General features: G+C 37.0%; 12 protein-coding genes. 8 read left to right on the top strand and 4 right to left on the bottom strand.

Going from position 1 to position 12,787, the window contains the following annotated elements:
• Positions 1–47: 47 nt before the first annotated feature.
• Positions 48–1,319, bottom strand: coding sequence for a BaiN/RdsA family NAD(P)/FAD-dependent oxidoreductase (locus NST14_RS23930; RefSeq protein ID WP_000558878.1), 1,272 nt, complete (start codon positions 1,317–1,319; stop codon positions 48–50).
• A gap of 254 nt (positions 1,320–1,573) precedes the next feature.
• On the opposite strand from NST14_RS23930, the gene NST14_RS23925 reads away from it, so the two are divergent.
• Together NST14_RS23925 and NST14_RS23920 are read left to right on the top strand one after the other, a co-directional pair.
• Positions 1,574–3,226, top strand: a complete 1,653-nt coding sequence (locus NST14_RS23925; RefSeq protein ID WP_109630349.1) for a putative polysaccharide biosynthesis protein — start codon at positions 1,574–1,576, stop codon at positions 3,224–3,226.
• A 41-nt stretch (positions 3,227–3,267) separates the two neighbouring features.
• Positions 3,268–3,996: a pseudouridine synthase gene (locus tag NST14_RS23920; RefSeq protein WP_229143051.1), complete on the top strand. Its 729-nt coding sequence runs from the start codon at positions 3,268–3,270 to the stop codon at positions 3,994–3,996.
• 81 nt (positions 3,997–4,077) lie between these two features.
• Here NST14_RS23920 and NST14_RS23915 read toward each other — a convergent pair whose 3' ends face one another.
• Complete coding sequence (locus tag NST14_RS23915) at positions 4,078–4,299, bottom strand: DeoR family transcriptional regulator (protein WP_000805512.1); 222 nt, start codon at positions 4,297–4,299, stop codon at positions 4,078–4,080.
• Between the two features lie 357 nt (positions 4,300–4,656).
• Between NST14_RS23915 and pepV the strand changes: the two genes are divergently transcribed.
• The 4 genes from pepV to NST14_RS23895 all read left to right on the top strand — a co-directional run bounded on the left by pepV (position 4,657) and on the right by NST14_RS23895 (position 10,135).
• Positions 4,657–6,063 (top strand): dipeptidase PepV, encoded by a 1,407-nt coding sequence (gene pepV, locus NST14_RS23910; protein ID WP_001274276.1) that lies wholly within the window; start codon positions 4,657–4,659, stop codon positions 6,061–6,063.
• Between the two features lie 219 nt (positions 6,064–6,282).
• On the top strand, positions 6,283–6,828 hold the full coding sequence (thpR, locus tag NST14_RS23905; protein WP_000418993.1) for an RNA 2',3'-cyclic phosphodiesterase: 546 nt from the start codon (positions 6,283–6,285) through the stop codon (positions 6,826–6,828).
• A 138-nt stretch (positions 6,829–6,966) separates the two neighbouring features.
• On the top strand, positions 6,967–9,108 hold the full coding sequence (gene pulA / locus NST14_RS23900) for a type I pullulanase (RefSeq protein ID WP_229143050.1): 2,142 nt from the start codon (positions 6,967–6,969) through the stop codon (positions 9,106–9,108).
• A gap of 229 nt (positions 9,109–9,337) precedes the next feature.
• A complete protein-coding gene (locus NST14_RS23895; RefSeq protein WP_001998457.1) occupies positions 9,338–10,135 on the top strand; it encodes a phosphotransferase family protein in 798 nt (265 codons plus the stop codon).
• 3 nt (positions 10,136–10,138) lie between these two features.
• Here the strand turns inward: NST14_RS23895 and NST14_RS23890 are convergent, their stop codons facing one another.
• Complete coding sequence (locus NST14_RS23890; protein WP_001122234.1) at positions 10,139–10,417, bottom strand: YtzH-like family protein; 279 nt, start codon at positions 10,415–10,417, stop codon at positions 10,139–10,141.
• 233 nt (positions 10,418–10,650) lie between these two features.
• Here NST14_RS23890 and trmB point away from each other — a divergent pair, with 233 nt between their 5' ends.
• Complete coding sequence (gene trmB, locus NST14_RS23885) at positions 10,651–11,304, top strand: tRNA (guanosine(46)-N7)-methyltransferase TrmB (RefSeq protein ID WP_001239380.1); 654 nt, start codon at positions 10,651–10,653, stop codon at positions 11,302–11,304.
• 70 nt (positions 11,305–11,374) lie between these two features.
• Positions 11,375–12,229: a YtnP family quorum-quenching lactonase gene (locus tag NST14_RS23880; protein ID WP_000436882.1), complete on the top strand. Its 855-nt coding sequence runs from the start codon at positions 11,375–11,377 to the stop codon at positions 12,227–12,229.
• Positions 12,230–12,424: 195 nt separating this feature from the next.
• Here NST14_RS23880 and NST14_RS23875 read toward each other — a convergent pair whose 3' ends face one another.
• Positions 12,425–12,736 carry a PepSY domain-containing protein gene (locus tag NST14_RS23875; RefSeq protein ID WP_000118540.1) on the bottom strand — a complete coding sequence of 104 codons (312 nt, stop codon included), beginning with the start codon at positions 12,734–12,736 and terminating at the stop codon, positions 12,425–12,427.
• Positions 12,737–12,787: the final 51 nt, after the last annotated feature.

Below are 12,787 nucleotides of genomic sequence, written 5' to 3'. Positions count from 1 at the left end.
AATTTCATGTACCTATAAAAAAGAAACAGGAATCCCTGTTTCTCAGTTTAATATTGCATTTTCGCGTTTTCTCCAGCTGTGGTTCCGGCAATTCTACCAGTAACGAGAGCAGATGTAATGTTATAGCCACCAGTATAACCGTGAATATCAAGAACTTCCCCGCAGAAATATAAGCCATTTGTAAATTTAGAAGACATTTCTTTCGGGTTAATTTCTTTAACGGATACACCGCCGCCAGTAACGAATGCTTTTTCAATTGACTGCGTACCATTTACATTTACAGTAAATTCTTTAAAGTCTTTCACAAGTGCACGAATCTTCTCGTGAGAAACTTGTCCAGCTTGCTCGCTGCCATCAATTTCATTTTTTTCTAATAAGAATAGGAAGTAACGTTCAGGAACATAACCTTTTAACACGTTTTTAATTCCTTTTTTCGGATCTTCCTTCATTTGTTTCAGCATGCGCTGGAATAGTTGTTCACTATTTTCTTCTGGCAATGCATCGATGCTCATCTGCACTGTATTCGTTTTGAACTTTTTCAGTGCTTTTACAACGAATTGACTACAGCGAAGAGCAGCAGGACCAGATAAACCGAAGTGAGTGAAGAGCATGTCCATTTTGTGAGAAATGATAGCTTTTCCTTTCGGGTTTAATACGCTTAAGTTTACATCTCGTAAAGCGAGGCCTTGTAGTGAACGGTCTCGAATAAATGGTTCGTTTGAAAGGATTGGTACTTCTGTTGGGAATAATTCTGTAATTGTATGACCAGCTTTTTCTGCCCAAGCATATCCGTCTCCAGTAGAACCAGTTTGAGGAACAGATTTTCCGCCAACAGCGATAACGACGTGATTTGTTTCTAGCACTTCGCCAGTCTTTAGTACGACTGCTTTCGTTTGACCATTTTCATATTCAATCGTTTCAACAGGTGTATTCGTGCGGATTTTTACACCTAAATCTTTTAATCGTGTTAAAAGTGCGTCTACTACCGATTGGGCTTTATTTGAAACAGGGAACATGCGGCCATGATCCTCTTCTTTCAGTTTTACACCGAGATTTTCGAAGAATGTAATAATATCTTCATTATTAAAAATAGAAAAAGCGCTGTATAAGAAGCGGCCATTTCCTGGTATATGTTTAACGATCTCATCAAGTGGTAGACGGTTCGTTACGTTACAGCGGCCGCCACCAGAAATCGCAAGTTTACGCCCTAGTTTATTTCCTTTATCAAGAAGTAAGACGCTTGCGCCTTCTTCTGCAGCACCGATTGCAGCCATTAGCCCAGAAGGCCCACCGCCGATGACAATAACATCATAATGCATAATATATCGACCTCATTTTCTACATTTCCTGCCTAAAAGAATAGCATGTTTTCCCTTAAAAGAAAAATAGAGTGAAGTACTGCTTAAGGAGAGAATTGTGGTACAATACAAAAGTTAGAGTTCAGCACTATCCTGCTATTTGTGGGCCATAGGACTAAAACCTTATGAGTTAGGGGAAGTCTAATAGTTCTCGAATGCTCGAATAGTTCAATTTATTATAGTTTCACTTTATGTAGATGTAGGAGGATTTTTGTATGTCCGATTCGAAATTTCTGCGCGGAACGCTTATCGTTACGTTAGGGACATTTTTAGTGAAGTTCTTAGGCATGATTTACGTCTTTCCGTTTCATGCATTAGTAGGGACAGAAGGCGGAACGCTCTATACATATGGATACATTCCATATACGATCTTTTTAAGTATTGCAACGGCAGGGGTGCCGCTTGCTGTTTCAAAATTCGTTTCCAAATATAATGCGCTTGGCGATTATAAAACGAGCCGGAGAATGTTCCGCTCGGGAATGGTTATGATGATAGTAACAGGAGTTCTTTCATTCCTAGTACTGTACATGACGGCGCCGTTGTTTGCAGAAGCAATGCTTGGTAAACAAAGTGTACACAGTAATATAGGAGAAGTTACGACGATTATTCGTCTTGTAAGTTTTGCGCTTATTGTTGTGCCGGCAGCGAGTTTAATTCGTGGTTATTTCCAAGGTCACCAATCGATGGGACCAACTACTGTTTCGCAAATTATTGAACAAATTATTCGTATCGTCTTTTTATTAGCGGGTAGTTTTATCGTTATTAAAGTACTTGGCGGTACAGTTGCAACAGCAGTTGGGGTAGCGACATTTGCTGCATTCGTTTCAGCAGTTGGAGCGCTCGGTGTACTCATTTGGTACTGGCTAAAACGTAAAAAACATTTGGATCAATATTTAATTGAACAAACTGTACCAGAATCGACAGTGAGTACTGTTCAATTATTTAAAGAATTATTTGCATATGCGATTCCTTACGTTGTAATTGGGTTAACAATTCCTTTATATCAACAAATTGATACATTGACATTTAACTCAATTATGCAAGCGATTGGCCAAGGTGATATTGCAGAGCGAGCGCTCGGTATTTTCACAATGTGGACGCATAAATTAATTATGATTCCTGTATCACTTGCGACAGCGTTTAGTTTAACGCTCGTACCAGCGATTACAAAATCATTTACTGAAAAGCAATACCGTTATTTAAAGTTACAAATTACACAAACATTCCAGGCAAATATGTTCTTAACATTGCCAGCAGTTGTCGGTATTTCATCACTTGCCTATCCGATTTATACTGCATTTTACGATTCAGATCCATTAGGTGGACAAGTATTAATGTGGTATGCACCGGTTGCGTTGTTATTTGCTTTATTTACAGTAACAGCGGCAATTTTGCAAGGTATTAACCAACAAAAGCATGCGATTATCGCACTTATAATGGGTGTTATTTTGAAATTTGTATGTAACGTAATCTTTATTCGTTATTTCGGTACAGTAGGGGCGATTCTAGCAACAGCTGTTGGTTTCTTAGCTTCTGTTTGGTACACAAATCAACAAATTAAAAAATACGCACACTATTCATTCGGTGTTGTATATAAGAGAACGTTCCAAATTGCAGTATTAACATTTGTAATGGTTGTGGTCGTAAAACTATCACAATGGATTCTATCCTTCATGATTTCGCCGGATGGCCGAGTTGGCGCTCTTATTACAGTTGCGATTTGTGCAGGTCTTGGCGGTCTCGTTTACGGATTGTTAGCAATTCGCACAGGAGTACTTGAAAGAGTATTCGGCGGAGAAGCGTTAGAGAAAATCCAGCGTAAACTTGGCAATAGATTGAAAATAAAGTTGAAATCAAAAGGGGCGTAATTACGTCCCCTTTTCTATGATAAATAAAGAAGGTGAAAAACGTGAGATTAGATAAATTATTAGCAAATATGGGATATGGAAGTAGAAAAGAAGTAAAGAAATTATTGAAAGACGGCGTTGTGAAAATTGATGGAATACCGGTGAAAGATGCAAAGGTTCATGTAAATGTAGAAGAACAAGAAGTTATGATTCACGGTGAAGTCGTGGAATATAAAGAGTTTGTCTACTTAATGATGCATAAACCACAAGGCGTTATTTCAGCTACAGAAGATGATAATCATGAAACGGTAATAGATTTATTAGAGTTAGAAGATGCGATTTTTAATCCGTTCCCAGTGGGAAGACTTGATATTGATACAGAAGGTTTCTTATTAATAACAAATGACGGGAAGTTATCACATCAATTGTTATCTCCGAAAAAGCATGTGCCGAAAAAATATTATGCACACGTTGCAGGAGTAGTAACGGAAGAGGATGTAAAAGAGTTTGCTAAAGGTGTTATTTTAGATGATGGCTATGAGACAAAGCCAGGTGCACTTACAATATTAAAAAGCGATGATATTTCTGAAATCGAGCTTGTCATTACAGAAGGAAAGTTCCATCAAGTGAAGCGTATGTTTGAAGCGGTAGGGAAAAAAGTAGTCTACTTAAAGAGAACAGAGATGGGACCGTTAGTGTTAGATGAAGAGCTAGAACTTGGACAATACCGAGAGTTAACAGAGGAAGAAGTAGAGATGTTAAAAACATATCAAGTAGATACTGAGAAATAGTGCTATTTTTAGATGCAGAAAAGACCCCTTTCTAATGAGTTAGAAAGGGGTATGTATTTATTTACATACAATTATTTTTCGTTATGAGGTCATTCTCACTTTCTTTCCTGTTGTTGTCCACTTACCGCGGCAAGGGCTATACACGAGTTCATTAAACTGCAACACATTTAGATCACGTTGTATCGTTCGCGGTGTGATCCCGAACTCATCTACAAGGTCTTTCGTCGTTACCGTTCCGTTTTCATTGATGTACATATAAATTGATTTAATGCGTGTTAGCATACGAGTAGTTGTAGGTTTCAAGAGAAAACCACTCCTCTACTAGTTTTTTTGACCCCATTCAGGAAAGAAGGTCGTTACTACCATTGTACTCTACATGATAAAATTCATGCTTTAATCTACTTAAATTTTACAGAAATTTAACAAATATTCATATAGAAAAATATTGGTAGTTGACATTGTATATATGGTCAGTCAACTAACACATAAAATTCTACGTAAAACGCCAAATTCCTGCAAATTTTTTTGAAAAAATAAAAGAAAAACTAATAAGAAATATCTGAAATATTACAATTGTTCGGTATTTGGTTTTCGTATATGGCATAAGAGATTTCGGTTTGTTATGATGAAAGAAACAATATAGTGAAGGATGGATGCGTGATGTCAGCAATTAATTGGACAGAAGAAGTTGCAAAACGAAAAGATGATTTAATTCGTGATACACAACAATTTTTACAAATTAAAAGTGTATGGGAAGAAGAATCGGCGAAAGAGGGCGCACCATTCGGTGAAGGTGTAGAAAAAGCTTTATCTTTCATGTTACATAAAGGAGAAACGGAAGGCTTTACTTCTAAAAATTTAGAAGGGTATGCAGGTCATCTTGAAATGGGACAAGGAGAAGAATTAGTAGGTATTCTTTGTCACGTTGATGTTGTACCAGAAGGAGATGGCTGGACGACTCCTGCATATAGTGCAGATATTCGCGATGGAAAGATTTTTGCACGTGGTGCAATTGACGATAAAGGCCCAACGATGGCAGCTTACTATGCGATGAAAATTGTGAAAGAATTAGGTTTACCTCTTTCAAAACGTGTTCGTATGATTTTAGGAACAGATGAGGAAAGCAATTGGAAATGTGTAGATCACTACTTTAAAAACGAAGAAATGCCAACAATCGGTTTTGCGCCAGACGCGGACTTTCCAATTATTAATGCAGAAAAAGGAATTTCTGATATACAAGTTGTGCAAAATGGTAGTGAAGAGAAGAAAGGTACATATGAACTTGTTTCATTTGAGTCAGGTCGCCGTTTAAATATGGTTCCTGATTTTGCAGAAGCGGTTGTTACAGGAGAGGATGTAAGTGCACTTACAGTAGCATATGAAGAGTATTTACAAACTGCTAAAAAAATAGGTGAAGCAATTGTAGAAGGTAATACAGTAACGTTGCAAATTAAAGGGGTTTCAGCTCACGGATCTACTCCTGAAAAAGGAGAAAATGCAGGTTTATTACTGGCAAACTTCTTAACGAAAGTTGCTCTTGATGGAAAAGGGGAATCGTTTGCGACATTTGTAGCAGCAACATTTATTGGTGATATTTATGGTGAAAAGGCTACTATCGCTTATAAAGATGAGGTTAGTGGTCCGTTAACAGTGAATGTTGGTCGCCTTTCTTATACGAAAGAGAATGGTGGCAATTTAGGATTAAACGTACGTTATCCAGTTACGACTAACTTTGAAGAAATGATTGCAAAGTTAAAAGAATATGTGGGTACTCATGGATTTGAAGTAGCTGATTATTCAAACTCTCGTCCGCATCACGTTGATAAAGACCACGTATTAATTCGTACGTTGCAGCGCGTATATGAAGAACAAACAGGTGAAAAAGCAGAACTATTAGCAATTGGCGGTGGTACTTACGCTCGTTCGTTAAAAGCTGGTGTTGCATTTGGCCCATTGTTCCCTGGAAAAGAAGAACTTGCGCATCAAAAAGATGAGTATATTGAAATTGAAGACTTATTAAAAGCAACAGCAATTTACGCGCAAGCAATTTATGAATTAGCGAAGTAATGGATATATAAATAATAAAAGACCGTCCCGATACATTCTTTGGGACGGTTTTCTATTACGTGTCGTTTGTTGGTAAGCAGATGTTCCTTGTCGAAATGTCGATATCATTTCATCTATTAACGCGACCTGAACTTGGTTAGACTTGTAGGGAAGTTGGATTCTTTTTAATGGAATGAGATAAGAAAGAAAAGCAACAATAGAAAGAAGGAGAAGATGTACATGGAACTGCATTATTTTGTCGCGATTACGTTACCAAATCATATAAAAGAAATGCTGTCTAACTATAAAGAGGAAATGCAAGAGGAATTACCATTTCGTTCATGGGTACATAAAGAAGACTATCATGTTACCCTTTCGTTTTTAGGTAGTGCGACAGAGGAACAATTAGAAGGAATAAAGAATGGATTACAAACACTTATACAAATGAAAGAACTATCGTTCACATTACAAGGATTTTCAACGTTTGGTATGGAAGACAGGCCGCGTATTTTTTGGGCAAAGGTAAGAGGAAATCAAGATTTGTTTCAATTGCAAAAGCGAGTACATGTTATGTGTGAAGAGAATGGATTTTCTTTAGAAACACGCCCATATCATCCGCATATTACTGTTGCACGTAAATGGGTAGGAGAAGAAAAGTTTAATTTAGAACATATAAAGGAAGTGCCTGAAATATCATTTCAAGCGGATACGATTACTTTATACGAATCTCACGTAAAGGAGACACCGAAATATAAAGCAATTGCTGAAATAAAATTACAAAAATAGAATGTATGAAAACGTTTTTTATACAGGTGAATATACTATAAAGAACAATGTGTTACTGTATAGGGCTTCGCTGATAAGAAAAGCCTTATCATTTGCAGCTCGTTTCATTTTAACTTTAAGAATGATGGTGATTTTTTTATGTTGAAAGTAAAACGTCCATTTGATGCCTATTTAGATGAAATGAATAAAATTACAATTTTGCTCCCACATGCGTATGGAACAAGTCGGACATTTCGTTTGCAAGAAGGAAGTAACGTGAAAGATTTACCGATTGCTCATACAATTGCGCTTCCGGATGCAACGAAGTATGAGTGCTTTATAGAAGAGCCGCTAGATGTGGGGAAGTATTATACAGTACGAGATGAACGGAATGAAGAAACAGATTTACAAATAGGTGCTGTCATAAGAACAGCGATTTTCGATGAAAAGTATTATTACGAAGGTACAGATTTAGGGGCAGTACACCAAAAGGAAGCAACTACATTTAAAGTATGGGCTCCAACTGCGAGGCTTGCGAAAGTAAGAATTTATAAAAGTGATAAAGAATATACCGATCACGAAATGCACAGAGAAGAAAATGGAGTATGGGCTCATACATTACAAGGCGATTTAGCCGGAGAAAATTATACATTTCTTGTTTGTATAAATTTAATATGGAACGAAGCTGTGGATCCTTATGCAAAATCAGTGACTGTAAATGGGAAGTACGGCGTTGTTATTGATTTGGAAAAGACGAATGTAACAAAGCGAGGGCAATTACCACCTTTACAAGCAATGACAGATGCCATATTGTATGAACTGCATATTCGTGATGCTACTATTCATCCGAATAGTGGAGTGAGTAAAAAAGGAACATATAAAGGGCTAATGGAAGAAGGAACAACAGGACAAAATGGGACGTTAACAGGTTTGTCTCATATAAAAGATTTAGGTGTTACACATGTTGAACTATTACCTTTATATTGTTTCGGTGGTGTAGATGAGGCAAACCCTTCCTCTGCGTATAATTGGGGTTACAATCCATTATATTACAACGCACCAACGGGATTTTATGCTACAAATCCTTCTGACCCGTATAACAGGATCGTAGAGTGTAAACAGCTGATTGAAACATTTCATGAGCATGGCATTAGGGTGATTATAGATGTTGTATATAATCATGTGTATGAAAGAGAGCTATCGTCATTTGAAAAGCTTGTTCCAGGATATTATTTTCGTCATGGTGAAAATGGTATGCCTTCTAATGGGACGGGAGTCGGAAATGATATAGCATCTGAACGGAAAATGATGAGGAAATTCATTGTAGAGTCTATTTTATATTGGCTTACAGAGTACAATGTTGATGGATTTCGGTTCGACTTAATGGGAATTTTAGATGTTGATACAATAAATATAATAGAAAAAGAAGTGCGAAACATAAAGCGAGATGCACTGCTATTAGGAGAAGGATGGGATCTACAAACACCACTTCCTCTAGAGGAAAAAGCAACGTTAAATAACGCAAAGAAAATGCCGCATATTGCGCAATTTAATGATCAATTTCGTGATGGGATAAAAGGGAGTACCTTTCATATAAATAAACGTGGTTTTGCATTTGGTGGGTATGTAGACTGTAATCATTTGCAGTATATTGCATCAGGAAGCCTTTTGAGTATGAAAGAAACAGGTTTGTTTCTAGAGCCTGTGCAAAGCATTAACTATGTAGAATGTCATGACAATATGACGATGTGGGATAAACTAATGCGCAGTAATGAAGAGTCGGAAGAGATTTTGAAAAAACGTCACGTGCTAGCAACTGCAATGGTGATTCTGTCGCAAGGCATCCCTTTCTTACATGCTGGGCAAGAGTTTTATCGTACGAAGCAAGGAAATGAAAATAGTTATAATGCAAATGATGAAATTAATCAATTAGATTGGGATCGAAAAGAGAAAGAAATAGAGACCGTTAACTATATAAAAGGTTTAATTGCGATTCGTAAAGAGCACGGAGCATTCCGGTTACAAAATGCAGACCTTATAAAAAAGCATATGACTTTTTTACAAACATCCCCAGAAGTACTTGCATATCATTTAGAAAATGTAGAGTCGTTTGGACCGTGGAAAGAAATTGTCGTTTTATTTAATAGCAGTTTAGAAGCGAAAACGGTGCAACTGCCGAAAGAAGAAACGTGGCATGTGCTAGTAAACGAAAAGCAAGCGAAAATAGAGCCAATTTCTTCATTTAGAGGAAAGGAACTTAGGCTCGCTCCGATTAGCACGTATATATTGACGATAATGTGACAAATCGCTACTTGACGGTGAGAATGTAATAAATGTAGAATTGACAAAGGTGACGATTTTGATAAGTTGTCATTCTATGGCTGGTTTTGTAAAATAAAATAGAGAGTTTTTGGCTTATGCCAAATTTTCTTTTCATTTACAGTAAAATATATATGAATCCACAACATGTGTAGAAATGTTGCGGTTTTTCTTTTCATAACTATAAAAGATAAGGATTTGTTAACGGGTAATGAATATGGAATGGTTGGAACAATTATTAGGAAAAGAGTGGAGTCTTGTACCGGCTGGTGGAGTAACGGGCGATGCATATATTGCGCAAAACGGACAACAGAGGTTATTTTTAAAGCGGAATACATCGCCCTTTTTAGCGGTATTGTCAGCAGAAGGAATTGTTCCAAAATTACTTTGGACAAGAAGGGTAACGAACGGTGATGTAATTTCTGCTCAAAAATGGCTTCCGGGACAGAAGTTAGAGCCAGAGGATATGAAACTAGAACGTGTTGCGAAACTTTTGAAGAAAATACACTCCTCTAAAGCACTTGTGCAGATGATTCAGAGACTTGGGAAGCAGCCGCTTCACGCACAAGAGTTATTACAACAACTGCAACTTGTGTTAAGAGGAGATATAAGGGATGAGGAAACAATTCAACAAGGTCTTCAATATTTAATGGATTCATTAAAAGATATTGAATACAACGAATTCGTTGTATGCCATTGTGATGTAAACCATAACAATTGGCTATTGTCGGATGAAGATGAGTTGTTTTTAATTGATTGGGATGGAGCTGTAATTGCTGACCCAGCTCTAGACCTCGGTATGTTATTATATTGGTACATTCCGCGCCAAGAATGGAGTGAGTGGCTCGGTTACTATGATATTGAAATGGATGAATCGCTGCTTAAACGTATGAGATGGTATGTGATAGCACAAACGATTTTGTCTATTCAATGGCATACAACAAAAAAACAGCAAGCAGAAGCTGAATATTGGCATCAATATTTACAGCAACTACTTGCTTCAGAGTAATACTTAAGAAAAATTGTCCATTCCAGCAATCCACTGAGTAAGTTGTTCTTGATTATTGGAAATGTGGTTGTCCAAATTAGAGGAAGATTTACCCGATTGACTATAAGAATATACATCGTTTAGCATTGCTTTAGCGTCACTACTTATATTATCGTTTGCGAGTAACGATTGAATGAGACGCTCTAATTGCTCGCATTCAGAAACTGTCCCGCAACAATCACTTTGGTGATTGACTAAAATATCTTTCAGCACTTCTAATTGATGTTGTTGATTAATTGGCATGAACGGATCATCCTTTCGATTGTTTTTCTCTTCTTAGAAAAGTAAGAGAAAAAGCTGTTTCGTCATGGAATGTTTAATGCTGTATGTAGTTTTTATCAAAATGGTACATCTTATACTTGAAAGAAACGGACCGAGTGCTCGTACGTACTTGGTTTTTTGTTTGGTAGATTGATTAAAAACAGAAAGAAGGAATTATTCCTTTAAAATAGCTATGTAAAGAGAGGGAAACATCTATGCGTTTAAGACATAAACCATATGCAATGGATCGAATTAATGAGTATTCACATATCGTAATCGGAAACCCAGAGGAGCGCGCTGGTAACTGGAAAGAAGTATTTGGAAATGAGCAACCCATTCACATCGAAGTAGGTACAGGTCGTGGCCGCTTTATGTATGATATGGCAAAAGCCAATCCACATATTAATTATATTGGAATTGAAAAATTCACAAGTGTTGTTGTAGATGCACTGGATAAATTAATTGAAGAAGAATTGCCGAACTTAAAGTTAATTAATAAAGATGCTGAAGATTTAACAGTTTTCTTTGCAAAAGGTGAGATCGATCGCGTGTATTTAAACTTCTCAGATCCATGGCCAAAGAAACGTCATACGAAGCGTCGTTTAACGTACAAAACGTTTTTACGCAATTATGAAGAAGTGTTAGTAGAAGGCGGAGAAATTCATTTCAAAACAGATAACCAAGGTTTATTTGAATATTCTCTTATGAGTATGGCGGAGTATGGTATGTTACTAACTTACTTAAGCTTAGATCTTCATAACAGCGACTTTGAAGGTAACATTATGACTGAGTACGAAGAGAAATTCTCTAGTAAAGGTCATCGCATTTACCGAGTAGAAGCAAAATATCGTACAGAGCCTATGCAGTAATGCATAGGTTTTTTTGTGTCTAAAATAATCAGAATTTTATGTTAGTATTAAAAGAAAAGGGGGATGAAAAATGGAACAGTTACAAGTTGGAGATATAAAAGTGACGTGGCTAAAAGGTGGGAACACACATTTAGACGGAGGAGCAATGTTTGGCGTTGTGCCGAAAGTACTTTGGTCACGTAAATATAAACATAATGATACAAATCATATTTATTTACGAACAGATCCGTTACTTTTACAAACGAAAGATGGCAACATGCTCATTGATTCTGGTATAGGAAATGGTAAATTGAATGAAAAGATGAAGCGGAATCAAGGTGTAACGGAAGAGTCGTCAGTTGAGAATTCTTTAGAAAAGATGGGACTAAAGCCTGAAGATATTCATTACGTTTTAATGACGCACCTTCACTTTGATCATGCATCTGGTTTAACGAAATGGGAAGGTGATCAACTTGTACCAACTTTTCCAAATGCAAAAGTTTACGTAAGTGAAACAGAGTGGAATGAAATGAGAAATCCAAATATTAGATCCCGTAATACATATTGGAAGGAAAATTGGGAGCCAATTGTAGACCAAGTTGTTACGTTTCAGCAAGAAATAGAAATTACGGATGAAATAAAAATGGCGCATACGGGCGGCCATAGTGACGGACACGCAGTGATCGCTTTAGAAAGCAAAGGGGAAACGATGCTGCATTTAGCAGACCTATTGCCGACGCACGCCCATCAAAATGTATTATGGGTCATGGCTTATGATGATTATCCGATGACATCGATTGAAAATAAGCAAAAGTGGATGAAGTATGGTGCTGAAAACGATGCTTGGTTCACTTTTTATCATGACGCGTATTATCGCGCAGTAAAGTGGAATGAGGAAGGTCATATCGTAGAAAAAATAGAACGGAAAACGGGTATAGAAGCATAAAAATGGGAGGGTGTTCCAGCAGTCTGTTGGAGCAGTCTCCTTTTTGTTGTCGTTTTTTGTCGGTAAGTCGATATATTTCAAAAATCGCTGATATATTTGGAGTTGCAGCCGATATATTCGAAAAAACGCCGATATAATTTCAATCACTATCTGCAATTAAAAAATAAGAGGTTCACCTAATGGGAACCCTCCTGTTTATGCTGCTATAACCTCTAAAACAGTACCTGTTTTAGCATCAACTAAAAATTCAAATCGTTCTTGTATATCATTTAACATCGTTGTAAGACCGCCGCGATACACTTCATACGCGACATCATATTTTTCAAATGTCTCTGGAACCATATGTACCCAAGAGCCAGTAATTTCACCTTTATGACTTAATGCTTGTTTTACCATTTTCAATGCTTTTTCTGAAGAAATATGGGATTGTTCTTGTACTTTGTTTGCAACGAAATAACCAGCTGCGAACCCAACGCCAAGACCTGCTACTAAACCTTTCCAGCTCATATATTCACCTCAATTCTATAAAATAAAAATAGTGTACCGATAATAATTATA

Source organism: Bacillus sp. FSL W8-0519 (assembly GCF_038005585.1).
In the GTDB taxonomy this organism is placed as follows: Bacteria; Bacillota; Bacilli; order Bacillales; family Bacillaceae_G; genus Bacillus_A; species Bacillus_A paranthracis.
This window is presented reverse-complemented; position numbering and strand designations above follow the sequence as displayed.